This is a genomic window from Amycolatopsis sp. TRM77291 (assembly GCF_054166285.1).
The window spans coordinates 83,560-107,067 of sequence record NZ_JBSZHF010000001.1; the positions used below are offsets into that span (position 1 = coordinate 83,560).

22 protein-coding genes and 1 pseudogene are annotated in these 23,508 nt (G+C 69.2%); 15 read left to right on the forward strand and 8 right to left on the reverse strand.

Annotated elements, in window-relative coordinates; translation table 11 throughout:
• The first annotated feature begins 126 nt into the window (after nt 1-126).
• The 7 genes and pseudogenes from gatC (at nt 127) to ACXIZN_RS00480 (ending at nt 6,320) form a co-directional block, all read left to right on the forward strand.
• Nucleotides 127-426: an Asp-tRNA(Asn)/Glu-tRNA(Gln) amidotransferase subunit GatC gene (gatC, locus tag ACXIZN_RS00450; protein ID WP_457951800.1), complete on the forward strand. Its 300-nt coding sequence runs from the start codon at nt 127-129 to the stop codon at nt 424-426.
• Nucleotides 423-1,940: an Asp-tRNA(Asn)/Glu-tRNA(Gln) amidotransferase subunit GatA gene (gatA, locus tag ACXIZN_RS00455; protein WP_457951802.1), complete on the forward strand. Its 1,518-nt coding sequence runs from the start codon at nt 423-425 to the stop codon at nt 1,938-1,940. Before gatC ends, gatA begins: the two co-directional genes overlap by 4 nt.
• Entirely contained in the window at nt 1,937-3,442 is a 1,506-nt protein-coding gene (gatB, locus tag ACXIZN_RS00460; protein ID WP_240600545.1) for an Asp-tRNA(Asn)/Glu-tRNA(Gln) amidotransferase subunit GatB, read from the forward strand. Before gatA ends, gatB begins: the two co-directional genes overlap by 4 nt.
• Nucleotides 3,435-3,944 carry a hypothetical protein gene (locus ACXIZN_RS00465; RefSeq protein WP_457951803.1) on the forward strand — a complete coding sequence of 170 codons (510 nt, stop codon included), beginning with the start codon at nt 3,435-3,437 and terminating at the stop codon, nt 3,942-3,944. Before gatB ends, ACXIZN_RS00465 begins: the two co-directional genes overlap by 8 nt.
• Nucleotides 3,945-3,980: 36 nt before the next feature.
• Nucleotides 3,981-4,151: pseudogene (locus ACXIZN_RS00470) on the forward strand (DUF6807 family protein); the annotation flags it as partial.
• A 46-nt stretch (nt 4,152-4,197) separates the two neighbouring features.
• Nucleotides 4,198-4,893 carry a cupin gene (locus tag ACXIZN_RS00475; protein WP_457951804.1) on the forward strand — a complete coding sequence of 232 codons (696 nt, stop codon included), beginning with the start codon at nt 4,198-4,200 and terminating at the stop codon, nt 4,891-4,893.
• A gap of 26 nt (nt 4,894-4,919) precedes the next feature.
• Nucleotides 4,920-6,320: a DUF6351 family protein gene (locus tag ACXIZN_RS00480; RefSeq protein WP_457951806.1), complete on the forward strand. Its 1,401-nt coding sequence runs from the start codon at nt 4,920-4,922 to the stop codon at nt 6,318-6,320.
• 61 nt (nt 6,321-6,381) lie between these two features.
• Here ACXIZN_RS00480 and ACXIZN_RS00485 read toward each other — a convergent pair whose 3' ends face one another.
• Nucleotides 6,382-7,605 (reverse strand): PQQ-dependent sugar dehydrogenase, encoded by a 1,224-nt coding sequence (locus ACXIZN_RS00485; RefSeq protein ID WP_457951807.1) that lies wholly within the window; start codon nt 7,603-7,605, stop codon nt 6,382-6,384.
• Nucleotides 7,606-7,667: 62 nt separating this feature from the next.
• Here ACXIZN_RS00485 and ACXIZN_RS00490 point away from each other — a divergent pair, with 62 nt between their 5' ends.
• From ACXIZN_RS00490 to ACXIZN_RS00500, 3 genes are all read left to right on the forward strand, one after another.
• Nucleotides 7,668-8,573: a 2-hydroxyacid dehydrogenase gene (locus ACXIZN_RS00490; protein ID WP_457951809.1), complete on the forward strand. Its 906-nt coding sequence runs from the start codon at nt 7,668-7,670 to the stop codon at nt 8,571-8,573.
• A 32-nt stretch (nt 8,574-8,605) separates the two neighbouring features.
• Entirely contained in the window at nt 8,606-9,430 is an 825-nt protein-coding gene (locus ACXIZN_RS00495) for a DUF72 domain-containing protein (RefSeq protein ID WP_457960431.1), read from the forward strand.
• A 77-nt stretch (nt 9,431-9,507) separates the two neighbouring features.
• Complete coding sequence (locus ACXIZN_RS00500; RefSeq protein ID WP_192744082.1) at nt 9,508-10,050, forward strand: DoxX family protein; 543 nt, start codon at nt 9,508-9,510, stop codon at nt 10,048-10,050.
• A gap of 61 nt (nt 10,051-10,111) precedes the next feature.
• Here ACXIZN_RS00500 and ilvD read toward each other — a convergent pair whose 3' ends face one another.
• Together ilvD and ACXIZN_RS00510 are read right to left on the reverse strand one after the other, a co-directional pair.
• Nucleotides 10,112-11,956, reverse strand: coding sequence for a dihydroxy-acid dehydratase (gene ilvD, locus ACXIZN_RS00505; protein ID WP_457951811.1), 1,845 nt, complete (start codon nt 11,954-11,956; stop codon nt 10,112-10,114).
• Nucleotides 11,957-12,019: 63 nt separating this feature from the next.
• Nucleotides 12,020-12,478 (reverse strand): PH domain-containing protein, encoded by a 459-nt coding sequence (locus ACXIZN_RS00510; protein ID WP_457951813.1) that lies wholly within the window; start codon nt 12,476-12,478, stop codon nt 12,020-12,022.
• Between the two features lie 321 nt (nt 12,479-12,799).
• On the opposite strand from ACXIZN_RS00510, the gene ACXIZN_RS00515 reads away from it, so the two are divergent.
• From ACXIZN_RS00515 to ACXIZN_RS00530, 4 genes are all read left to right on the forward strand, one after another.
• A complete protein-coding gene (locus tag ACXIZN_RS00515) occupies nt 12,800-14,674 on the forward strand; it encodes an acetolactate synthase large subunit (protein ID WP_457951815.1) in 1,875 nt (624 codons plus the stop codon).
• Entirely contained in the window at nt 14,671-15,177 is a 507-nt protein-coding gene (gene ilvN, locus ACXIZN_RS00520) for an acetolactate synthase small subunit (RefSeq protein WP_034315713.1), read from the forward strand. Before ACXIZN_RS00515 ends, ilvN begins: the two co-directional genes overlap by 4 nt.
• Nucleotides 15,178-15,220: 43 nt before the next feature.
• On the forward strand, nt 15,221-16,234 hold the full coding sequence (gene ilvC / locus ACXIZN_RS00525; protein ID WP_016336537.1) for a ketol-acid reductoisomerase: 1,014 nt from the start codon (nt 15,221-15,223) through the stop codon (nt 16,232-16,234).
• Between the two features lie 75 nt (nt 16,235-16,309).
• Nucleotides 16,310-16,573, forward strand: a complete 264-nt coding sequence (locus ACXIZN_RS00530; protein WP_457951817.1) for a DUF397 domain-containing protein — start codon at nt 16,310-16,312, stop codon at nt 16,571-16,573.
• A gap of 299 nt (nt 16,574-16,872) precedes the next feature.
• Here the strand turns inward: ACXIZN_RS00530 and ACXIZN_RS00535 are convergent, their stop codons facing one another.
• On the reverse strand, nt 16,873-17,184 hold the full coding sequence (locus tag ACXIZN_RS00535) for a hypothetical protein (protein WP_457951819.1): 312 nt from the start codon (nt 17,182-17,184) through the stop codon (nt 16,873-16,875).
• Between the two features lie 124 nt (nt 17,185-17,308).
• On the opposite strand from ACXIZN_RS00535, the gene ACXIZN_RS00540 reads away from it, so the two are divergent.
• On the forward strand, nt 17,309-17,953 hold the full coding sequence (locus ACXIZN_RS00540) for a methyltransferase domain-containing protein (RefSeq protein ID WP_457951820.1): 645 nt from the start codon (nt 17,309-17,311) through the stop codon (nt 17,951-17,953).
• A gap of 1,553 nt (nt 17,954-19,506) precedes the next feature.
• Here the strand turns inward: ACXIZN_RS00540 and ACXIZN_RS00545 are convergent.
• From ACXIZN_RS00545 to ACXIZN_RS00560, 4 genes are all read right to left on the reverse strand, one after another.
• Entirely contained in the window at nt 19,507-20,448 is a 942-nt protein-coding gene (locus tag ACXIZN_RS00545) for an NADP-dependent oxidoreductase (RefSeq protein ID WP_457951822.1), read from the reverse strand.
• Nucleotides 20,449-20,796: 348 nt separating this feature from the next.
• Nucleotides 20,797-21,753: an ankyrin repeat domain-containing protein gene (locus ACXIZN_RS00550; RefSeq protein WP_457951823.1), complete on the reverse strand. Its 957-nt coding sequence runs from the start codon at nt 21,751-21,753 to the stop codon at nt 20,797-20,799.
• The gene (locus ACXIZN_RS00555; protein ID WP_457951825.1) at nt 21,737-22,573 is read right to left on the reverse strand and encodes a TIGR03620 family F420-dependent LLM class oxidoreductase; all 837 of its coding nucleotides are present in this window, start codon (nt 22,571-22,573) and stop codon (nt 21,737-21,739) included. Before ACXIZN_RS00555 ends, ACXIZN_RS00550 begins: the two co-directional genes overlap by 17 nt.
• Nucleotides 22,570-23,478, reverse strand: coding sequence for a TIGR03620 family F420-dependent LLM class oxidoreductase (locus ACXIZN_RS00560; protein ID WP_457951826.1), 909 nt, complete (start codon nt 23,476-23,478; stop codon nt 22,570-22,572). The genes ACXIZN_RS00555 and ACXIZN_RS00560 overlap by 4 nt, the downstream gene beginning before the upstream one ends.
• Between the last annotated feature and the right edge of the window lie 30 nt (nt 23,479-23,508).

A 23,508-nucleotide genomic window follows, 5' to 3' on the forward strand; every position in this document is an offset into this window, starting at 1 on the left:
CCAGGCACTCCTTACCCGACATGGGAGCGCAGGCCGCGGCATAACCCAGTCGAGTCCGCCGACGCCGCCACCATAGACTTGCAGCTTCCGACAGAACCCGCACAGCACACCCCGGGAGTCACCCGCGTGCCCAACATTTCCCGCGACGAGGTCGCACACCTCGCCAAGCTGGCCAGGCTTGCCGTCACCGAAGAGGAGCTGGACGTCTTCGCAGGCCAGCTCGACCAGATCCTGGACTCGGTGGCCAAGGTGAGCGAGGTCGCAGGCGAGGATGTCCCGCCCACGTCGCACGCCGTGCCGCTGACCAACGTGTTCCGTGAGGACACGGTCCGACCGGGGCTGACCCAGCAGCAGGCGCTGGCCGGTGCGCCGGCCAGCGAAGACGGTCGTTTCCGGGTGCCGCGGATTCTGGGAGAAGAACAGTGACCGAACTCATCAAGCTGACCGCCGCCGAGCTGGCGGAGAAGATCCAGTCCCGTGAGGTCTCGGCCGTCGAGGTCACCCAGGCCCACCTGGACCGGATCGCCGAGGTCGACGACCACATCCACGCGTTCCTGCACGTCGACACCGAGGGCGCGCTCGACGCGGCCCGCGCGGTGGACGCCGACGTCGCCGAGGGCAAGGCGCCGAAGTCGGCGCTCGCCGGTGTCCCGCTGGCGCTCAAGGACGTGCTGACCACCAAGGGCATCCCGACCACGGTCGGTTCGAAGACCCTGGAGAACTGGCTCCCGCCGTACGACGCCACCGTGACGCGCAAGCTGCGCGAGGCCGGTGTCGTGGTGCTCGGCAAGACCAACATGGACGAGTTCGCGATGGGCTCCTCCACGGAGAACTCCGCGTTCGGCCCGACGCACAACCCGTGGGACCACGCCCGCATCCCGGGTGGTTCCGGCGGTGGTTCCTCGGCGTCGATCGCGGCGTTCGAGGCCGCGATCGCGATCGGCACCGACACCGGGGGTTCGATCCGCCAGCCCGGCGCGGTCACCGGCACCGTCGGCGTGAAGCCGACGTACGGCGGTGTCTCCCGCTACGGTCTCGTCGCCTTCTCGTCGTCGCTCGACCAGGCCGGCCCCTGCGCGCGGACGGTGCTCGACGCCGCCCTGCTGCACGAGGTCATCGCCGGATACGACCCGATGGACTCGACCTCGATCGACGCGCCGGTCCCGCCGGTGGTCGCCGCGGCCCGTCAGGGCCTGACCGGTGACCTCAAGGGCGTCCGCGTCGGCGTGGTGAAGGAATTCGCCGGCGACGGCTACCAGCCGGGCGTGTTGCGGTCCTTCGAGGCCGCCGTCGAGCAGCTGCGCGCGCTCGGTGCCGAGGTCGTCGAGGTCTCGTGCCCGAACTTCACCTACGCGCTGCCCGCGTACTACCTGATCGCGCCGAGCGAGTGCTCGTCGAACCTCGCCAGGTTCGACGCCATGCGTTACGGCCTGCGCGTGTCCGACGACGGCGAGCACAGCGCCGAAGAGGTCATGTCGCTGACCCGCGAGAAGGGCTTCGGCCCCGAGGTCAAGCGCCGCATCATGCTCGGCACGTACGCGCTGTCCTCGGGCTACTACGACGCCTACTACGGCTCGGCGCAGAAGGTCCGCACGCTCATCACGCGCGACTTCGAAGCCGCCTACGAAAAGGTGGACGTGCTGGTCTCGCCGACCACGCCGACCACCGCGTTCAAGATCGGCGAGCGTGTCGACGACCCGATGGCGATGTACCTGGCGGACCTCTGCACCATCCCCTCGAACCTCGCGGGCAACGCCGCGATGAGTGTCCCGAGTGGACTGTCGCATGAGGACGGACTGCCGGTCGGCCTCCAGATCATGGCCCCCGCGATGGCCGACGACCGGCTGTACCGCGTCGGCGCCGCCTACGAGGTCGCGCGCGACGCCGCCAACGGTGGCTCGCTGGTGCACGAAGTTCCGGAGCTGGGAGGCAAGAAGTGACCGCCGTGGTTGAGTTGATGGACTACGCCGACGTCATCGAGCGGTTCGACCCGGTGCTGGGCCTCGAGGTCCACGTCGAGCTGAACACGAACACCAAGATGTTCTGCGGCTGCGCCAACGAGTTCGGCGGCGAGCCGAACACAAAGGTGTGCCCGACCTGTCTCGGCCTCCCCGGTTCGCTGCCGGTCGTGAACGGCAAGGCGGTCGAGGGCGCGATCCGCATCGGTCTCGCGCTCAACTGCGAGATCGCCGAATGGTGCCGGTTCGCCCGGAAGAACTACTTCTACCCGGACATGCCGAAGAACTTCCAGACCTCGCAGTACGACGAGCCGATCGCCTTCAACGGCTACCTCGACGTGACGCTGGACGACGGCGAGGTCGTCCGCGTCGAGATCGAGCGCGCGCACATGGAGGAGGACACCGGCAAGTCGCTGCACGTCGGCGGCGCCACCGGTCGCATCCACGGCGCCGAGCACTCGCTGCTCGACTACAACCGCGCGGGCGTGCCGCTGATCGAGATCGTCACCAAGACGATCGAGCACACCGGCGGCCGCGCCCCCGAGGTCGCCCGCGCGTACGTGAGCGCCCTGCGGGATCTGCTGCGCGCGCTGGACGTCTCCGATGTCCGCATGGACCAGGGTTCCCTGCGCTGCGACGCGAACGTCTCGCTGATGGCCAAGGACGCGACCGAATTCGGCACGCGCACCGAGACCAAGAACGTCAACTCGCTGCGCAGCGTCGAGCGCGCCGTGCGCTACGAGATGACCCGCCAGGCGGCGATCCTCGCCGAGGGCGGTTCGATCAAGCAGGAGACGCGGCACTTCCAGGAGGCCGACGGCACCACGTCGCCGGGCCGCACCAAGGAGACCGCCGAGGACTACCGGTACTTCCCGGAGCCCGACCTGGTCCCGATCGCACCGTCGCGCGAATGGGTCGAGGAGCTGCGCAAGACGCTGCCGGAGATGCCGTCGGAGCGCCGCAAGCGCATCCAGCGCGAGTGGAACCTGACCGACGAGGCACTGCGCGACCTGCTCAACGTCGGCGCGGTCGACCTGGTCGCCGCCACCGTCGAGGCGGGCGCGACGCCGGACGAGGCCCGTAGCTGGTGGGTCAACACGCTGGCGCAGGAGGCCAACTCCCGCGAGATCGAGCTGGCCGAGCTGGCGATCACCCCGGCGCAGCTGGCCGAGGTCATCGCGCTGGTCAACGCCGGCGAGCTGACCAACAAGCTGGCCAAGGAGGTCGTGCAGGGCGTGCTCGCCGGCGAGGGTTCGCCGTCCGAGGTCGTCGAGAAGCGCGGCCTGAAGGTCGTCTCCGACGACTCCGCGCTCATCGCGGCGGTCGACGAGGCGCTGGCCGCGCAGCCCGACGTCGCCGAGAAGATCCGCGGCGGCAAGGTGGCCGCGGCCGGGGCGATCGTCGGCGCGGTCATGAAGGCCACCAAGGGCCAGGCCGACGCCAAGCGCGTGCGCGAACTGATCGTCGAGCGAGTCGGTGCCTGATCTCGCTCTGAAGAAGGTCACCTGGCGTGAGTGGCTCGGCCTCGCGGCCGGGCTGCTCGCGCTGGTGGCCTTGTTCCTTCCGTGGACGACGCTGACCGCCTCGCGCCCGGAGATCGAGGACGCGCTGACGACGTTGCCCGCCGACGACGTCACGCGCGACGCGTGGCACGCGGGTTTCCTGGCCTGGGCGCCGCTCTTCCTTCTGTTCCTGCCCGGGCTGGCCGTCGTGCTGTTCGGCCGCGTCGACGCCGTCCGCCGCGCGGGCCTGCCGCATCTGTGGCTGATGGCGGCCGTCGGCGCGCTGCTGCTGATGGTGCTCGGCTGGACCACCCTCGACTGGCAGTTCGACGCCGATCAGCGCGGGATCTTCTCCGCCGCCGGTATCGAGATCGGGACCGGGCTCGGCCGCTACCTCGGCCTGGTGGCGGCGGTCGTCTCCGCCGCCGTCGCGGTCCTCGATGTCCGGTTCCTGCGCGCGGAAACCCGCACCCGCCGCCCCTGACCACTCCACGCGTTTAGTCCTCTGAATGCGCGGGGGCTGCGTAAGAAAGCGCTTTCTGGGCACGAGTCGCACTGGTTCGTCCGGTCGCACGACATCCCCACGGTGGCGATCTCCTGGGCGTTCTTCGAGGAGTTCGCCCTGCCGCCCGGCGAAAGGTTCCGTTACCGCTACCGGGTGGTGATCGCCGGCGGCGCCTGGGATCGCGACCGCGTCGGGCACTACCTGGAAACGCACGACTTCCGAGGAGCTCACCGTGTTCCCCTTGCCCGGCGGTATCGGCCTGTCCCATCTGTGCGCCTACGAATGGGAGGCCGCCGACGGCGTGTGCGGCGGCAGTCCGCATCTGCATCTCGCCTGCACCGAGGCCTACGTCGTCACGGGCGGACGCGGCGCGGTGCAGACGCTCGACGTCGGCGGCTACCGGGAGACCGAACTCGAACCCGGGGTCGTCGCGTGGTTCGCGCCCGGCACGGTTCACCGGATGGTGCAGCGCGACGGGTTGCGGATCACCGTGCTCATGCAGAACAGCGGGCTCCCCGAAGCGGGTGACGCCGTCTTCACCTTCCCGCCGCCGCTCCTCGCCGACCCGGACGCGTACGCGGAGGCCGCCGCGATGCCCGAGGACGACGACGCGGCCCGCCGCCGTCGCGATCTCGCGATCGAGGGCTATCTGCCGATCCGGGACGCGCTCGTCGCGGGGGATCCCGGCCCGCTGCGGGATTTCCATCGCGCGGCCGTCGCACTGGTCGCGCCGAAGGTCGGCGCGTGGACGTCGCGCTGGCGGACGGGCGCGCTGGCCGCCGCCGAGCTGACCGGTGAGCAGTTGAAGGCGCTCGCGAACGGGGACGCGAGCCATCTCGAACGGTCGGGCGTCCGCGTCATGAGTCCGTCCAAAGAGGACGGTTATGGGATGTGCGGGCGGAGGACCGAGTACCGCCTTGACATGTGACCATTTGGTCACCTATTTTGGTTCGTATGACTTCACCACGCAGGACCCTCGTCACCGTGCTCGTCGCGTTCCTCCTCGGCGCGCTGTTCACCGCCACGCCGGCGTCCGCCGAAGAGGGCTGGCGCACCCACGAAGGCACGATCAAGGGTGCCGACTACCTGGTCAAAGTCCCGAAACGCTGGAACGGCACGCTGGTGCTCTACAGCCACGGGCTTTATGTGGAGAAGTGGGGGAAGCCGGAGCGGATCTGGCTGGCCACCAGACCCGAGACCGAGACCTGGCTGCTCGAGCACGGCTACGCGCTGGCCGCGTCGAACTACAAGGGTGTCTTCGGGCACGCGATCGAAGAAGCCTTGACCGATCAGATCGCGCTGCTGGACTGGTTCGAGGCCACCGTGGGCAGACCACGGCGGACGCTCACCAGCGGGATGTCCATGGGCGCCGTTATCTCGGTGAAGCTGGCCGAGAACAACCCGGGCCGGTTCGACGGTGTCCTGGCACAGTGCGGCGAGTACGACACGAAAGGCACCTGGAACAGCGCACTCGACATGCTCTTCGCGCTCAAGACCCTGCTGACGCCCGATGCGGACATCGACCTGGTCCGGCCTCGTGATCCGGAGGCCGCGCAGGCGGCGCTCGAAGCCGTCGTGACCGAAGCTCAGAAGACCGAAGCGGGCCGGGCGCGGATCGCGCTGGCCGGAGCGCTGGGCACCATCCCCGGCTGGGCGCTCGCGCACGAACCCGAGCCGACGGCGCTCGCCGACCGCCTCGCCCAGCAGGCGCTGTGGGTCACCGGGGCCTACCTGTACGGCTACGGACCGGCCGCGCGCCCCGAAATCGAGGGCCGGGCGGGCGGGAACCCGTCGTCGAACACCGGGATCGATTATCGGCGGCAACTCGCCCGGTCCACCGGGCTCGACCTGGTCCGGCACGCGTACCGGGCGGGTGGCGTGGATCTGGGGGCCGACCTCGACCGGCTCGCCGCGGCCCCGCGGATTTCGGCGGATCCGCAGGCGGAGGCCTACCTGCACCGGTACGCCGTGGCGCGCGGCACCACACCCTCACCCGTGCTGACCGCGCACACCACCGGCGACGGCGGCGCCGTCGCGGGACAGGCCCGGTGGTACGGCGACCAGGTCCGGCGCAACGGCGATCCCGGCCTGCTGCGGCAGACCTACGTCAGCCGGGGCGGCCACTGTTCGTTCAACGCGGCCGAGGAGATCGTCCTGCTGCGCACCCTGTCGTCCCGGGCCGACACCGGCCACTGGCCGTCCACCGATCCGCGACGGCTCACCGCCGCCGCGACCGATCTCGGACCCGCCTATCGGCTCGTGCCGGAACTGTTCGACCCGCAGGGCAAGGAAAAGGCGATGCCACCGTTGTTCACCCGGTTCACCCCGCCTGCCCAGCCGAGGCCGTCCAGGTAAGGATCGCGTCGGGCTCGCCGCCGGTGAATATCGCGTCATCGCGATATTCACCGGCAGGCACTCAGTCCTTGCCGCCCCCGCCGGAGGCGGCCGACGGCGTGATGACGACGACGCGGTCGTCGCTCGAAACCGGGGTGCCGCCGTCCTTGTTGACCGTCCCGGCGAGCGCGATCTGCGGATTGACCATGCTCATCGCGGACAGCCTGCCGAAGGTCTTCGGCGGTTTGCCGACCTTGCCGTCCATGAAGACGTTCGGCTTGCCGGTCACCGCGCCGTCCGGGGTGACCGGCAGGTTCTGCAGGTTGCCCGCGACCGACGTCGTGATCGTGAGATAACCGGTGGCGCCGACGAAATCCGCGCAGCCCGCCACACCGGGCCGGTCGGTCCAGCTCCAGGCCGGGGTGGTCAGCGGCTGGCCGCCCCGAAGCCGGTACAGGACGTCCTTGTCGGCCAGCCGGTCGGTCAGCCATACGCGGGAGCCGGTCTGGTCGCGGCAGATCCCGCCGGGGGAGTGCACGCCGGTCGAGAAGACCGCCGAACCCGGCGTGGGGTTGCCCGCCGCCGGTTTGCCCGACGTGTCGACGCGCAGCACCTTCCCGGCCAGCGACGCCGGATCGGCCGCGAGCCCGGGGTTGCCCGCGTCGCCGGTGGCGACCAGGAGCGCGCCCTTGGCGTCGGTGCCGATGGCGCCGCGGTTGCCGGTGGCCCCCTTGGGGATGCCGGTCAGCACCGGTTTCGGCGCCTGGCCCTTCGCCAGCCGGACGACCCGGTTGTCGGTCGGGGTGGTGATGTAGGCGAAGACGAGCTGGTCTTCGGCGAAGCCCGGGGAGAGGGCGAGCGAGGTGAGGCCGCCGTCGCCCGAGCCGTCCACGGGGACGGTCGCCCAGGCGGCCGGGTCCTTCTCCGCGATGGCGAGCACGATCCGGCCGCTCTTGCGTTCGCCCGCGAGCGCGCTGGGCGCGGTGCCGTCGCCGGGGATCGCGGCCACGGCGGCGACGGTGTCCAGGCAGGTCGCGATGACGGCCTTGTCGAAGTCCTTGCACCCCTGCGGCGGCGGGACCGGCGACGGCGTCTGGTTCGGCCCGTTGCCACGGCCGGGGGCGGGGTCGCCGGCCGCACCGCCAGGCCCGACCTGCGGCGGGACCTCGGGGGACGGCGGGTTGACCGGGGTGAACTTCTGCCCGGCGGCGGTGTTGTCGAATTCGGCGCAACCGGAGAGCATCAGCGCGCCGCAGGCCAGCATGGCCAGCGGCGCGGTCCATTTCCGCCGGTACCGGGTACGCACGGGGCAAGCCTAGGCGGGCGTGCGTGAGCCACGGGTAAGCGGCAGTGGATACCGTGGTGATCATGACAGTGACCGTTCTCGTACCCGACGAAGAGGGAGTGGCCGCGCTTTCGGAGATCGGCGGCGTGCGTCCGGTGGTGTACCGCCGCGGGGAGCCGGTGCCCGCCGAAGCCGCCGAGGCCGAGGTCCTCGTGACCGGCGACCGGCCCAGCGACGAGCTCTGGCGCGAACTGCCGAACGTCAAACTCGTGCAGCTGCTGGCGGCGGGGGCCGAGGACTGGATCGGCAACGTGCCCGACGGTGTCCTGCTGTCGACCTGCCGTGGCGCGCACGGCGGAAGCTCGGCCGAATGGGTCGTCGCGGTACTCCTGGCGATCTACCGCGGTCTCGACGGCTTCGCCGAAGGCCTGCGCCGGAAGCACTGGGAGCGCCGGACCACCGACACCCTGCAGGGCAAGCGGGTCCTCATCATCGGCGCGGGCGACCTCGGCAGGCATCTGCGCCGACGGCTGGAGACCTTCGACGTGCGCTGCACGATGGTGGGCGCGAGCGCTCGCGAAGGTGTCCACGGCACCGACGAACTCCCCGACCTGCTGCCCGACCACGACGTCACGGTGCTCATGGTGCCGCTCACGCAGCACACGCGGGGCATGGTCGACGCGGAGTTCCTGGCCGCGATGCCGGACGACGCGATCCTCGTGAACGTCTCGCGGGGCCCCGTCGTGGTCACCGACGCGCTCGTCGCGGAACTCACGTCGGGACGGCTGCGCGCCGCGCTCGACGTGACCGACCCGGAGCCGCTGCCCGACGGGCACCCGCTGTGGGACTGCCCGGGACTGCTGCTGACACCGCACGTCGCTGGCTCCGTGAGCGGGAGGCGGCAGCGCGCCTACGCGGTGGTGGCCCGGGAATTGAGCCGCTATCTGGGTGGGGAGCTGCCGAAGAACCTGGTCCACGGCGAATACTGAGCATCGTGGCGAATCTTCATGTCGGCTGCGCGATGTGGACGCACAAGGCGTGGGCCGGGCGGTTCGTCCCGAAGTCGCTGCCCGCGGCGGAGCGACTTCGGGCGTACGCCGGCTGGTGCAACGCGGTCGAGGGCAACACCACCTTCTACGCGACGCCCGCCAGGGACACCGTCGCGGCGTGGGCGAGGCAGACCGGCCCCGGCTTCCGGTTCGTGGTCAAGCTGCCCAAGGTCGTCACGCACGAGAAGCGCCTCGCCGGTGTCGAGACCGAGATGCGGGCGTTCCTGGACGCGGTCGAACCCCTCGGCGACCGGGCGGTCCTGTGGACTCAGCTGCCCGGCTCGTTCGGCCCGCCGGACGCGGACGCGCTCGGCCGCTTCCTGCGCCGTCTTCCCGCCGGGCTCCGGCGTGCCGTCGAGGTGCGTCACCCGGCGTTCTACTCCGACACCCACGCGACGTCTCTGCTGGAGGGGACACTCGCCGGCGCGGACGCCGAGTGGGTGCCGTTCGACACCACGGTGTTCTTCTCCAGCCCGCCGGTCAGCGAGGCCGAACAGGACGCCTGGACCAAGAAACCCCGGCTGCCGCGGCGGACGCGGGCGCTGACCGACCGGCCGATCGTGCGGTACCTCGGCCGGGATTCGGCCGAGGAGACCGCGCGGGGATGGGAACCGTGGACCGAGGTGGTCGCCGGATGGCTGCGGGAGGGCCGGTCGCCGACGATCTTCGTGCACACGCCCGACAACGACGACGCCCCCGCGCTCGCCCGCCGGTTCCACGACGACGTGCGCGCCCTGGTGCCCGATCTCGATCCGCTGCCCGAGCCCGAACCGATCGAACCCGCGACCCTGTTCTGAGCCGCTCCGGCGGTTCGGTCGCCTGCCGGGCCGGTTTCCCTTACCCTTCGCGCGTGAGCGATGACTACCAGACCAGCATGATCTCGGACGTGGCCGAACCCGACAACGGCCCGGCCCCGGTGGAGACCAGGGGCGGGATCGATCTCGGTCTGCTCGTCCTGCGAGTGGTGCTCGGCGTGACCATGGGCGCGCACGGGCTCCAGCACCTCTTCGGCGCCTTCGGCGGGCCCGGGGTCGGCGGTTTCGCCAAGGTGCTCGGCGGCTTCGGCTACACCAGCCAGACCACGCTGCTTTCGTGGATCACCGGGATCAGCGAGGTGGTCGGCGGCGCGCTCGTGCTGGTGGGCCTGTTCACCCCGATCGGTGCCGCCGCGCTCCTCGGGGTCTGCGCGAACATCGTCTACGTCAAGTTCGGCGGCGGGTTCTTCCAGAAGCAGGGCCAGGGCTTCGAGTTCGAACTCCTGCTGGCCGCGGCCTCGCTGACCGTGCTGCTCGCGGGCTCCGGACGGATCGCGCTGGACGTCAACACCCCGTGGCGCAAGCGGCCGCTCTCGTTCGGGCTGATCGGGCTGCTGCTTTCGGCCGCGGCCTCGGTCGTGGTGATCGTCCTCTGCCGCTGACCACTTCCCGCATTGAGAGGACTAAATGCGCTCGGTGCGCATTTAGTCCTCTGAATGCGGGTTACTTGTTGGGGTCGCGGACGGCGCCGGTGTCGGCCGACGTCGCCATCCGCGCGTAGGCGCGCAGCGCGGCGGTGACCTTCCGGTCCCGCGAGACCGGCTGCCACGGCCGCTCGCTCGCCTCCATCTTCGCGCGCCGCTCGGCGAGGACGTCCTCGTCGACGAGCAGTTCGAGACGGCGTTCGTGGACGTCGAGCAGGATCCGGTCGCCGTTCTGGACCAGGCCGATCGTGCCGCCCGCGGCGGCCTCGGGCGAGATGTGCCCGACCGAGATGCCCGACGAGCCGCCGGAGAACCGGCCGTCGGTGATCAGCGCGCACTTCTTGCCAAGACCCGAGCCCTTGAGGAACGCCGTCGGGTGCAGCATCTCCTGCATCCCCGGGCCGCCCGCCGGGCCTTCGTAGCGGATCACCAGCACCTCACCGGGCTGGATCTCCTTCTTGAGGATGGCCGAAACCGCCTCCTCCTGGCTTTCCAGCACCCGGGCCGGGCCCTCGAAGTGCCACAGTTCCTCGTCGATACCCGCGGACTTGATGACGGCGCCGTTCTCGGCGAGGTTGCCGCGCAGGATCGCGAGTCCGCCGTCCTTGGTGTACGCGTGCTCGACGTCGTGGATGCAGCCGTCCGCGGCGTCGGTGTCCAAAGAGGACCACCGGTTCCCGGTCGAGAACGCCTCCGTGGTGCGGACCCCGCCCGGCGCCGCGTGGAACAGCTCGATCGCGCGCTCCGACGGCTCCTTCGAGCGGATGTCCCAAGTGGACAGCCACGACTCGAGATCCGGCGAGTGCACGGAGTGGACGTCGGTGTTCAGCAGGCCGCCGCGGTACAGCTCGCCGAGGATGGCCGGGATTCCGCCCGCGCGGTGGACGTCTTCCATGTGGTAGTCCGAGTTCGGCGCGACCTTCGACAGGCACGGCACCCTGCGGCCGATGGCGTCGATGTCGTCGATGGTGAAGTCGACCTCGCCCTCCTGCGCGGCGGCGAGGATGTGCAGCACCGTGTTGGTCGAACCGCCCATCGCCATGTCGAGGGCCATCGCGTTCTCGAACGCCTTCTTCGTCGCGATCGAGCGCGGGAGCGCGGACTCGTCGTCCTGTTCGTACCAGCGCTTGCACAGCTCGACGACCGTGCGCCCGGCGTCCTCGAAAAGCGCCTTGCGGGCGGCGTGCGTGGCGAGGGTGGAACCGTTGCCCGGCAGGGAGAGCCCGAGCGCCTCGGTGAGGCAGTTCATCGAGTTCGCGGTGAACATACCCGAGCACGAGCCGCAGGTCGGGCAGGCGGAACGCTCCACAATGGACAGGCCATCTTCGTCGACCTCGCTGCTGGCCGACGCGGCGATCGCGGTGATCAGGTCGGTCGGCGCCTGCGCGACCCCGCCGACGACCACGGCCTTCCCGGCCTCCATCGGCCCGCCGGAGACGAACACGACCGGGATGTTCAGCCGCATGGAGGCGTTCAGCATGCCCGGGGTGATCTTGTCGCAGTTGGAGATGCAGACCAGCGCGTCGGCCTGGTGCGCGTTCACCATGTACTCGACGGAGTCGGCGATGATCTCGCGTGAGGGCAGCGAGTAGAGCATTCCGCTGTGCCCCATGGCGATCCCGTCGTCGACGGCGATCGTGTGGAACTCGCGGGCGACCCCGCCCGCCTCCTTCACCGCGCCGGCCACGATCTCGCCGAGGTCCTTGAGGTGCACGTGCCCCGGCACGAACTGGGTGTAGGAGTTCGCGATGGCGACGATCGGCTTGCCGAAGTCGCTGTCGGTCATTCCCGTGGCGCGCCAGAGCGAGCGGGCGCCCGCCGCGTTGCGGCCGTGGGTGGTGGTCCGGGAACGGAGTTGAGGCACGGCTGACTCCAAGGTTCGGGATGGGGACCAGGGCGAACGAGCGCCAAACTGGTCCTACCAATCCTACTCCCCGGAATCGCCGCTCTTCTCCGGAGCCTTGCCGATGTCGTCGGTCAGCCCGGAGGGATCGGCCATGCGGCCCGCGCTGACCAGCGAAATCACCGGAAGGTGACGGGTGCGCACGGCGGGAAGTGGGATCTTGGACTCGTCCTTCAGCACCGCCTGCACCTTCGCCTTGTCGGTGATGGCGAGGCCCTTGAGCGAGGTCCACGGCAGGTCCCGCCGCCCGAACATCGTGCGGACCTCCAGCCCCTCGGCCGTCGCCGTCGTGCGGGTCCGGATGACGAACACCGCGAGCGCGATCGGGAAGATGTAGAGCCACTGGAGATACGGCACATCGCCGAACGCGACAGGCGTCACACAGACGACGAGGAAAGCGATCGCCAGCAACGCCGTGTTCGGGATCTTGAAGACGGCTTTGGGAGCCTCGTTCGCCTGTTCCTGCTGCTTTTCTTCTGCCACGTCAAAGATGGTGCACCGCCGCCTCGAAGGCCCCGAACGCGGGTCGCGCGACGCACCGATGGTGTCCAGCATGCGGAATCGCCGTCCCGCAGAGTTGACACTCTTGACGGCGACCGGCTAGCTTCACTCTCGTGACAACGCAGACCGGCCTCGTACTTCCCAAGCGCGTCGACGCTTAGGGAAGTCTCCGCTGCGTCGACGCGCGACCCTCGTGCGACCACTCCGGTCGGCGGGGGTTTTTTGTTGCCTGGAACAATTTCACTTGCCCGACCAGCCAATGAATACCCGAACGAGTGACTAGACAAGACGAGGCAAACAGCGATGACTAGTGCCACCTCGCGAGCTGATGCGAACGCCGGTACCACCGGTGCCCGACCCAAGCCGGCGCCGCCCGCCGGGACCCCGGTGCGGGTCACGGGCGCGCAGTCGCTCGTCCGCTCGCTCGAAGCGGTGGGCGCGGAGGTCGTGTTCGGTATTCCGGGCGGCACCATTCTCCCGGCTTACGACCCGCTGCTCGACTCGACGAAGGTCCGCCACGTCCTGGTCCGCCACGAACAGGGCGCCGGACACGCCGCCACCGGGTACGCGCAGGCCACCGGCAAGGTCGGGGTGTGCATGGCCACCTCGGGTCCCGGCGCGACCAACCTGGTCACCCCGCTGGCCGACGCGAACATGGACTCGGTCCCGGTCGTCGCCATCACCGGGCAGCAGTCCCGCGCGCTGATCGGCACGGACGCCTTCCAGGAAGCCGACATCTGCGGCATCACGATGCCGATCACCAAGCACAACTTCCTGGTCACCGACCCGGCCGACATCCCGCGCACCATCGCGGAGGCCTTCCACCTCGCCTCGACCGGCCGCCCCGGCCCGGTCCTGGTGGACATCCCCAAGGACGTCCTGCAGGAGATGACCTCCTTCTCCTGGCCGACGGAGCTGCGGCTGCCGGGTTACCGGCCCACGCTGCGCCCGCACGGCAAGCAGGTCCGCGAGGCCGCCCGGCTGATCAGCAAGTCGCGGCGCCCGGTCCTCTACGTCGGCGGTGGCGTGATCAAGGCCGACGCCTCGCGCCAGTTGATGGAACTGGCCGAGCTGACCGGGATCCCCGTCGTCACCACGCTGATGGCGCGCGGCGCGTTCCCCGACTCGCACCCGCAGCACCTCGGCATGCCGGGTATGCACGGGTCGGTCGCCGCGGTCGCCGCGATGCAGCGGGCGGATCTGCTGATCGCCCTCGGCGCCCGCTTCGACGACCGTGTCACCGGGCAGCTGTCCTCGTTCGCGCCGGACGCCGCCATCGTGCACGCCGACATCGACCCGGCCGAGATCTCCAAGAACCGCAAGGCGGACGTGCCGATCGTCGGCGACTGCGCGGAGATCATCACCGAGCTGATCGAGGCCGTCCGCGCCGAGACCGACAAGTCCGCGAAGCCGGACCTGAAGGACTGGTGGACGCAGGCGAGCGCCTGGCGCGACGACTACCCGGCCGGTTACGAGTGGCCCGACGACGGGACGCTTTCCCCGCAGTACGTCATCGAGCGCATCGGTTCGCTCGTCGGCCCGGACGCCGTCTACACCGCGGGCGTCGGCCAGCACCAGATGTGGGCCGCGCAGTTCGTGAAGTACGAGAACCCGCGCACCTGGATCAACTCCGGCGGTCTCGGCACGATGGGCTTCGCCGTCCCCGCCGCGATGGGCGCCAAGTTCGGCGTGCCGGACAAGCAGGTCTGGGCCATCGACGGCGACGGCTGTTTCCAGATGACGAACCAGGAACTGGCCACCTGCGCCATCGAAGGCGCGCCGATCAAGGTCGCCGTCATCAACAACGGCAACCTCGGCATGGTCCGCCAGTGGCAGAACCTCTTCTACTCCGAGCGGTACTCCAACACCGATCTCGGTACCCACAAGCACCGCATCCCCGACTTCACCCTGCTCGCGGAGGCGCTCGGCTGTGCCGGGCTCCGCTGCGAGACCAAGGAGGACGTCGACGCCACCATCCGGCGCGCCATGGAGATCAACGACCGCCCCGTCGTGATCGATTTCGTGGTGGGGAAGGATGCCCAGGTGTGGCCCATGGTGGCCGCGGGCACCGGCAACGACGAAATCATGGCCGTGCGCGGGATCCGCCCGCTCTTCGACGACGACGAGGTCGCCGCCGAGGCGGAGCTGAACGCCGCCACAGAAGGAGACGCCCGATGAGCGTGCACACCCTGAGCGTTCTGGTCGAGAACAAGCCCGGTGTCCTCGCGCGGGTTTCCGGACTGTTCTCCCGGCGTGGTTTCAACATCGAATCCCTCGCCGTCGGGCCCACGGAGAATCCCGAGGTGTCCCGGATGACGATCGTGGTCGCCGTTGAGGAGCTACCGCTCGAACAGGTGACCAAACAGCTCAACAAGCTGGTCAACGTCATCAAGATCGTGGAACTGGAAAAGTCCACAGCCGTGCAGCGTGAACTGCTGCTCGTCAAGGTCCGGGCCGACAACACCGTGCGCAGCCAGGTCCTCGAAACGGTGCAGCTCTTCCGCGCGAAGGTGGTGGACGTGTCGCCAGAGGCGCTCACCGTCGAAGCCACCGGGACGTCGGACAAGATCGGTGCCCTGCTGCGGATGCTGGAGCCCTATGGCATCCGCGAACTGGTCCAGTCCGGAATGGTCGCGGTCGGCCGGGGCGCCCGGTCCATCACCGCCACCTCCGCCCGCTGAATCTTCTTAAATTTGTAAGTCAGGAAAGGAAGTAGTACCCCTCATGGCAGTGGAAATCTTTTACGACGACGACGCGGACCTTTCGATCATCCAGGGTCGCAAGGTCGCCGTGATCGGCTACGGCAGCCAGGGCCACGCGCACTCGCTGAGCCTGCGCGACTCCGGCGTCGACGTCCGCATCGGCCTGCCCGAGGGCTCGAAGTCGCGGGCCAAGGCCGAGGAGCAGGGTCTCCGCGTGCTCACCCCGGCCGAGGCCAGCGCCGAAGCCGACCTGATCATGATCCTCGCGCCGGACACGAAGCAGCGCTTCATCTACGAGCAGGACATCGCGCCGAACCTCAAGGACGGCGACGCGCTGTTCTTCGGCCACGGCTTCAACATCCGCTACGACCTGATCAAGCCGCCGTCGAACGTCGACGTCGCCATGGTCGCGCCGAAGGGCCCGGGCCACCTGGTCCGCCGCCAGTTCGTCGACGGCAAGGGCGTCCCGGCGCTCATCGCGGTCGAGCAGGACGCCTCCGGCAACGCGCAGGCGCTCGCGCTCTCCTACGCGGCCGCCATCGGTGGCGCCCGCGCCGGTGTCATCAAGACGACCTTCACCGAGGAGACCGAGACCGACCTCTTCGGCGAGCAGGCCGTGCTCTGCGGTGGCGCCTCCGCGCTGGTGCAGACCGGTTTCGAGGTGCTCACCGAGGCCGGCTACGCCCCGGAGATCGCCTACTTCGAGGTGCTGCACGAGCTGAAGCTGATCGTCGACCTCATGTACGAGGGCGGCATCGCGCGTCAGCGCTACTCGATCTCCGACACCGCCGAGTACGGCGACCTGACCCGCGGCCCGCGCGTCATCTCGCCGGCGGTCAAGGAAGAGATGAAGAAGATCCTCGGCGAGATCCAGGACGGCACGTTCGCCCGCGAATGGGTCGCCGAGGACGAGGCCGGGCGGCCGAACTTCACCAAGCTCGAGGAGCAGGGCAACCAGCACCCGATCGAGGAGACCGGCAAGAAGCTGCGCGACCTGATGTCGTGGGTGGACCGGCCGATCACCGAGACCGCCTAGTCGTCACCACGAAGGGGCCCTTCATCGCGAAGGGCCCCTTCGTTTTGCGCATCGGAAAGCGATAGCGTGGGCACCATGAGTGAGCAGCCGGTGGACGACAAGGCTCATGTCAGGCCCGATCTGGACTTGAGCGACGCGGTGTGGATCCGGGCGGAACCCGAAGGCGCGAACCTCGAAGACCGTGCCGAGTACGCGCTGGTGCCGCACACCGACGGCGTCACCTATACCGCGATACGCCAAGCCTCGGATCCGGACGGCCACATCCTCGTCTTCACGCCGACGGAATGGGACGCCTTCGTGAAAGGCGTCCGGGACGGCGAATTCGACCTGCCGGCCTAGTTGCCGGCGGTTGTCGCGGCAGTGGCCGTGTCCCGTTGTGAGCGTGTCGCGTTGCGACCAGCCAAAAAGCCCGTCGGAGCGGTGTGCGTCCACGTTAGACGATCGGACTTGCGGTCGGTGGATGGGTGATGTCGTGTCGCGGTACTCCTTTGGAACAGATCTTCGTTCAGCTGCATGGTCCGGTGATCCTCGACTTCCTGGTGGTGGGGAGGGTGCGGACGTTGTTCGGCGAGTTGTGACAACGCGCGCTCCTTGAACTCGGTGAGCTCGGTGATCCGTGCATCGCGTTCCTGGACGCGTTAACGGAGCTTGGCGTTCTCGTCATTCAGCCGGGTGATCTGGAGTTCGCGCGGGTCTGAGACGGTGCCCGCCTCGCGGAGATCGGCCAGCCGACGCTGAAACTCCTCGGCCAGGTGCTGATAGGGCCCTGGCCGCTGGTTGCCCTGCGGGTCGGTGCGTGCGTAGAAGCCCGTTCTGGCGACGCCGGCTTCTCGTGCGAGAGTCTTGAGATCGCAACCGCCGCGGGGTGGAAGCTGCCCCAGCAGTAGGCGGTCCATCGCAGCACGGATGCCGGCCTCGTTGCGGCGGCACTGTTCGGTGGTCAGCGGCATGATGTGCTCTCCTGCATGCGGTCCGCGGAAACGCGGCGGAGGCCTGGGCCAGTTGGCTGGCCGATGATCGGTCTCTCTGCGTCGGCCGTCCACGAGGTCGTGATCATGGAATATCGTGCCGGTCATGACCACGGATGACTGGTTGGCCGACACCCGCACCTCTTATGACACGGTCGCGGTCAGCTATGCCGACCAAGTGCGAGGTGCCCTCGCCGGACACCAGTACCTTCGCGCAGCTCTGGCGTTGCTCGCCGACAGCGTGCGGACCGCTGGCGGCGGACCGGTCGCTGACGTCGGCTGCGGCCCCGGTGAAGTCACCGCCCACCTGCATGAGCTCGGTCTTGACGCCTTCGGTGTCGACCTCTCCCCGGCGATGATCGACGTGGCCCGGCGCGACCACCCCGGCCTGCGGTTCGAGGTGGGCTCGATGACGGAACTGGACCTCCCCGTCGCTTCGGTGGCCGGCCTGCTCGCCTGGCAGTCGTTGATCCACATCCCCGACGACGAGGTACCGACAGTCTTCGCGCACTTTCGCCGAGTATTGCGTCCCGGCGGACCGCTGCAGCTCCTGTTTCACGTCGGCGACGAGTCGCGGTTGATGACGGAGGGCTATGGTGGTCACCCGATGAAGGTCCATGTCCACCGCCGTCAGCCGGACAAGGTGGCATCCTGGCTGCGCGATGCCGGATTCGTGGTCGAGGCCCAGATGCTGCTCGACCCGGACGCGAAAGCTCAGCAAGCGATTCTTTTCGCACGCAGTAAGTCCTAACTTCTGCATATGTCGGGCTCGCCACTCGGAGCCGGAGGACATGCGGGTGTGCTCCCAGCGGTGCCGATGGTCTCCTCGAGGCTGTCGAGCACTCGTTGGACACGGTCGTGGTGTGCGGCTTCGGCGCTCGCACCTTCGCGAGATTGCGGCGGTATTCCCGCACCACACCCTCGGCAATCCGACGGCCGGTGGCGTAGGTGAACGGTTCCGCCGCGGCATGGCCCTCCGCGTGCGCCCACCGGTATAACCCGCCCAGTCGTTCGTGTGCAGGTTCCAAGTAGACGGTTCCCAGCGTGCCGCGAGCGGTCCTGAACACAACCGGTGCCCGGCGTACGCGCTCAGCGCTGACCGCAGCTCCTGTCGCCGTCCGAACACACTGACCCCGGCCTCGTCGAGGAACTCCATCCACGAGCGCAGCACATCCGCGTACACCCGCCAGGTGCGCTCGGCCGGGGCGCCGCTGATCGGCAGCTCCTGCAACCACCGGTTCACCGCCACCGCGGGACGCTGTGTGCCGTCGTCGTCTTCGAATCGCAGATCGTCGTCGATCAGTACCGGCATGCGTTCCCGGATCAGCGGCTCGCGGCTGACGTGCCACGACTGCCAGCCACTGGCTGAGAAGGTCGTCAAGATCATGGCTCCCGTACCTATGTCAAGGACAAGGCACGGCGCTGACGGACACTCCCAGCAGCCCGGCACACCATCCAAACGGGACACCGGAACAAAGCCGCGACTACTCAGGCGAACCGTCCCGCACCGACTGACGGCGTATTCCCAGTGCCTCGCAAACGCGGTCCCACGAGATGCCGTGGTGACGGGCCTCGCCGATCCAAGAGCGCAGATTGTGTCGGTCAGATGACGGAGCGCCTCGATATGCGGCAGACGTGCCAGGAGGACCGCGTAGTCGACACCTTCCTAACGGGTGTGGCGCGTTTTAACCCGGCGGGCCCGTTCTTGATCTCTTCAGCGCACAACACCACACACTCGTTTCAGGTGTAGACACCGGCCCCGGCGACCAGGTTTTCGACGTTGTCGGGCCGGACGTTGCAGCAGACGCGATGCGAGATGGTCGGCGTGGTCACGCGATTCGACGATCAGCTTCCACGCCAAAATCCAGCATGGCGATCCGATATTGTGGCTATAAGTTCGCGATGCCAGTGTCGGTTTCAGCCTGCGGGCGTCGAGTTCAGCTCATGGTTGGGCTGCTGCCAACTTGCCTACTCGGCTCGACCCAGCGTGCTAACAACTAGCACGCGGCGTGCGCGTTCAACGCGCCTGATCGGAGTAACTGCGATAGAGGCCGGCCTTCCGTTGCTCAGTCGGCCGACAAGTGCTCGAAGCTAGCAGCCTGACGTCTGTGCAGACCCACCGCGATCGTCTGACCCAGTGTGCCCGCCTAAGCGACAATTAAGGCGCTGCCTTCTGAAAGACGCCTGCGGAAAGCTCGTCGAAGACGTCGCGGGGTGTGGTCATGAGGTCTCCCAGTCGGACATAAACGGAGTCTGTAGTCCGGCCTGGGACGATACGGACTACAGACTCCACTTGTCCACCCGTCACTCCGCGACGGACAGGACGACCTTCCCCGTGGTCTTCCCCGCGGCGACGAGTTCCTGCGCTTTCGCGGCCTCTTCCAGCGGGAACACCGTGTCGACGGTCGGCTTGAGGTGTCCGCTGTCGACGAGTTCGGCCAGCGCGAGCAATCCGGCGCGGTCCGGTTCGGCGAGGGTGAACCCGGCGGTGACTCCGGCGGCTTCGGCCAGTTCCGGCATCCGCTCGTCGTTCGTGCGGGTGAGCTGGACGAGCCTGCCGCCACGGCGGAGCGTCTTGAGCGACCGTGGCCCGTACTCCAGGCCGATCGTGTCGAGGACGACGTCGACGTCGCGGACCTCTTCGGCGAAGTCCGTCGTGCGGTAGTCGATGAGCTCGTCCGCGCCGAGGCCGCGGAGGAGCTCGTGCTTGGCCGCGCTGGCCGTCCCGATCACGTACGCGCCGCGCGCCTTGGCGATCTGGACCGCGAGGTGCCCGACCCCGCCCGCCGCCGCGTGGATCAGAACCCGTTGCCCCGGCTGGATGTCCGCCGTGTCGACGAGGCTCTGCCAGACGGTCAGCCCGGCGAGCGGGACCGCGGCCGCGTGCAGGTGGTCCAAAGTGGACGGTTTACGCGCGAAGTGACGGCTCGGCGCGGCGACGTACTCGGAATACGCGCCTGCCTGGAACGGGAACGACGGCATGCCGAAGACCTCGTCGCCGGGGGAGAACAGGGACGCGCCCGCACCGGCCTCCTCGACGACGCCGGACACGTCCCAGCCGAGGATGAACGGCGGATCGCCCATCGGGCCGATACCGCCGGTCTCGCGGGTCTTCCAGTCGACCGGGTTGACGCCGGCGGCGTGCACCCGGACCAGGATCTGGGTCGGGCCGGGGACGGGTCTTTCGACGTCGACGAGTTCGAGGACTTCGGGGCCGCCGAGGCGGTTCTGGCTGATCGCTCGCATGGGGTCCATTGTTCGGCGAGCGTCGTACTTCCGGCGAGGTTCCGGTGGGCCAAAGCGTCGTCAGGATCGGGACAGCCGCTCATGCCTCCGGGGCCGCGGCCTTCTCGCCTGCCGCGGGGGTTGCGAAAGCCACTTTCGAGACGTCTGGCGTCGCGAAAGTGGCGTTCGCGACCCCCCCCCCGGCGGGTGCCCACCAGCCGGGCGNTCGGGACAGCCGCTCATGCCTCCGGGGCCGCGGCCTTCTCGCCTGCCGCGGGGGTTGCGAAAGCCACTTTCGAGACGTCTGGCGTCGCGAAAGTGGCTTTCGCGACACCCGCGCGGGCGGGTGCCCACCTGCCGGGCGCGCGTTCAGGCGCCCCGCAGCACCGCCGCGATCTCCGTCTGCTCGAAATGCTCGGCCCACCCCAAGGCCGACGACGAGTACAGCGAATCCTTGAGCGAAGGATCCGCCCCCACCTCCAGCAAGGCCCGCACCGCGTCGACATGCCCGCCCTGCACGGCCAGGTGCAGCGCCGTGACACCTTCTCCGTGCGAGAGCCCGCCGAAGGTGCCCTGGCGGTTCACCGAAGCACCGAGCTCCGCCAAGATCCTGATCGCCGACGCCTTTCCCTGGGCGGCGGCCCACGTCAACGCCGTGCCCCGGTAGACGTCTGCGTCGACCGAGGCGCCCCGCTCCACGAGGGTGCGTACAGCCGAGGCCCGGTCGTTCCGCGCGGCCCACGAAAGCGCTTCGTCGACGACCTCGGCCGGGTCGTCGCTCGGCCGCCATTCCGGGAAACCGCTGTGCGGCCGGTGGAATTCGCGATGCGCGCCCGCCGCGAGGGAGAGCGTGCCGTCCGGCGCGAGCAGTTCGTCGAGCAGATCCGCCCGGCCGAGCCCGGCGGCGACGCGCAGGTTGCCGGGGGAGACGCTGCGCGAAGCCAGCAGTTCCGCCGCCTCGCGATGGCCCCAGAACAGCGCGACCACCAGCGGCGTGCCGCCGTCGCCCCGGGCGGGAACGTCGACCGGGGCGCCCGCGTCGAGCAGCATCGAGACCAGCAGCGGCAGCCCGGCGTACCCGGCCTGGTGCAACGCCGTCCAACCGTGCACGTTGGCCGAAGCGGGATCGGCGCCGTGGTCGAGCAGGATCCGGCACAGCCGCTCGTCGCAGGTCGCGGCGGCCATGCCGAGCAGGTCGTTCCCGTTCTTCCCGTGGGCGTGGACGAGCGTGGGCAGGTCGCCGATCAGGCGCGCGAGCCCGGCGAGGTCCCGCGCGTCGATCAGTTCCCGTGCCTTTTCGAAGGCGAGCTCAGCCGGTGACGTCACGCTTCCGCACGCTACCCCCGACCCCCGACAGAACCCGCCATTCGGCCAGCGGGATCCGGTCGTCGCCGGTCAGGACCTGCAGGCAGACGTGATCCGCGCCCGCCTCCAGGTGTGCCTGGACGCGCGCGGAGATCGCGTCCTCCCCGACGGCGACCAGCGCGTCCACGAGCTTGTCGGAGCCGTGATCCTCCTCGGTGAACCCGAACCGCCGCAGATTCGCCCGATGGTGGGCGGCCAGGCCCAGGTACGTCGACACGTGCCGCCGCGCGATCTCCCGGTCTGGCCCGAGGACGACGGCCTGTTCGACGGCGAGGAAGGCCGAAGGTCCGATGGCTTCCCGCGCCAGCGCCGTGTGCTCGACGGGGACGAAGTACGAATGCGCCCCATCGGTGCGTTCCGCGGCCAAGACGAGCATCTTCGGGCCCAGGGCGGCCAGCACGCGCCGACGTGGGGAGTCCGGTGTGGACAGTTCGGCCGCGTCCATTTCGTCGAGATAGCCGCGCATCGCCTCCAGTGGTTTCGCGCCCGGCAGGTGACCGCCCAGCCCGAGGACGAACCGGCCAGGATAGGCCTCGGCGAGGGTCCGCTCGGCGGCCGCCGCCGCGACGGGGGCCCGATGGGAGAAGCGCGCGATACCGGTGGCGACGGTCAGCCGCGACGTCGCCGCCAGCAGCAACCCCGCCTGCGTGAACGCCTCCCGCCCCAGGTACTCCCCGAACCACAGCGTGTCGAAGCCGAGTTCCTCGACCTCCGCGGCCGCCTCGCGGACCTTGCCGATTTCCTTGCCGTCGAACGAGAACGTCCAGATGCCGACGCTCATCGGGTCACCGCCGTCAACGCCGGGGCCAGCCGTTCCAGCTGATCCACTATGGACTGGAGATCGTCACCGGCGGGATGGAGGAGCACGGTGTCCGCGCCGGCGTCCACGAGTTCCTTGATCCGCCCGGCGATCCGTTCCTCGTCGCCCCACGCGATCAGCCCGTCCACGAGCCGGTCGCTGACGCCGTCGATGTCGGCGTCGGTGTAGCCGAGCCGCTTCCAGCCCTTGAAGTAGTGCGGGATGCCGTACTGCTTCATCAGTCCGATATCCCGCGTCACGCTCGCCCGCGCCTGTTCGCGGTCGCCGAGCAGCACCGAATGGGTGGGGATGAGCAGCTTGTCCCGGCCGAGGATCTCGCGGGCGTACGGCGTGTGCTCGAAAGGCTGGGCGAACGGATGCGCGCCGTCCGTCAGGTCCCGCGCGAGTTCGAGCATCTTCGGCCCGACCGCGGCGAGGACACGCGGGAACGGTATCGGTGAAGGGAATTCTTCCGCAGCCGCGGACATGGCCGTGAGGTATTCGCGGGTCTGTTCGAGTGGCCGGTAGTCCGAGCCCGCCTTCTCCGCCTGATAGGAGTGCCCGATCCCGACGCCGAGCACGAACCGGCCGGGGAAGGCCTGCGCGAGCGTCCGCCCGCCGCTGTGCGCGGTGTACGCGGGCCGCGACCAGATGTTCGCGATCCCGGTGCCGACGACCACCCGTTCGGTGGCGGCCAGCGTGATGGCGCTGTACGCGAACAACTCCCGGTTCCCCGGCCCCTCGCCGCCCCACACGGTGCGGTAACCCAGCTCCTCCAGGCGTCGTACCGCCCGCCGTTCCTCGTCCGGAGTCGGCGTGAACATGCCGACCGGCAGCCAGACACCCACCGGGCCCAGCCGCTCCCGGATCTCTTCGATCAAGGTCATTCTCGTCTCCCCAGCTAACATGAGGCAGCC

Bases quoted from the DNA above. Each gene is read 5' to 3' on its own strand.
- ACXIZN_RS00480 (WP_457951806.1), top strand. From the start codon at position 4,920: ATGACTTCACCACGCAGGACCCTCGTCACCGTGCTCGTCGCGTTCCTC.
- ACXIZN_RS00490 (WP_457951809.1), top strand. From the start codon at position 7,668: ATGACAGTGACCGTTCTCGTACCCGACGAAGAGGGAGTGGCCGCGCTT.
- ACXIZN_RS00495 (WP_457960431.1), top strand. From the start codon at position 8,606: ATGTGGACGCACAAGGCGTGGGCCGGGCGGTTCGTCCCGAAGTCGCTG.
- ACXIZN_RS00500 (WP_192744082.1), top strand. From the start codon at position 9,508: ATGATCTCGGACGTGGCCGAACCCGACAACGGCCCGGCCCCGGTGGAG.
- ACXIZN_RS00515 (WP_457951815.1), top strand. From the start codon at position 12,800: ATGACTAGTGCCACCTCGCGAGCTGATGCGAACGCCGGTACCACCGGT.
- ilvN (WP_034315713.1), top strand. From the start codon at position 14,671: ATGAGCGTGCACACCCTGAGCGTTCTGGTCGAGAACAAGCCCGGTGTC.
- ilvC (WP_016336537.1), top strand. From the start codon at position 15,221: ATGGCAGTGGAAATCTTTTACGACGACGACGCGGACCTTTCGATCATC.
- ACXIZN_RS00530 (WP_457951817.1), top strand. From the start codon at position 16,310: ATGAGTGAGCAGCCGGTGGACGACAAGGCTCATGTCAGGCCCGATCTG.
- ACXIZN_RS00535 (WP_457951819.1), bottom strand. From the start codon at position 17,184: ATGCCGCTGACCACCGAACAGTGCCGCCGCAACGAGGCCGGCATCCGT.
- ACXIZN_RS00540 (WP_457951820.1), top strand. From the start codon at position 17,309: ATGACCACGGATGACTGGTTGGCCGACACCCGCACCTCTTATGACACG.
- ACXIZN_RS00545 (WP_457951822.1), bottom strand. From the start codon at position 20,448: ATGCGAGCGATCAGCCAGAACCGCCTCGGCGGCCCCGAAGTCCTCGAA.
- ACXIZN_RS00555 (WP_457951825.1), bottom strand. From the start codon at position 22,573: ATGAGCGTCGGCATCTGGACGTTCTCGTTCGACGGCAAGGAAATCGGC.
- ACXIZN_RS00560 (WP_457951826.1), bottom strand. From the start codon at position 23,478: ATGACCTTGATCGAAGAGATCCGGGAGCGGCTGGGCCCGGTGGGTGTC.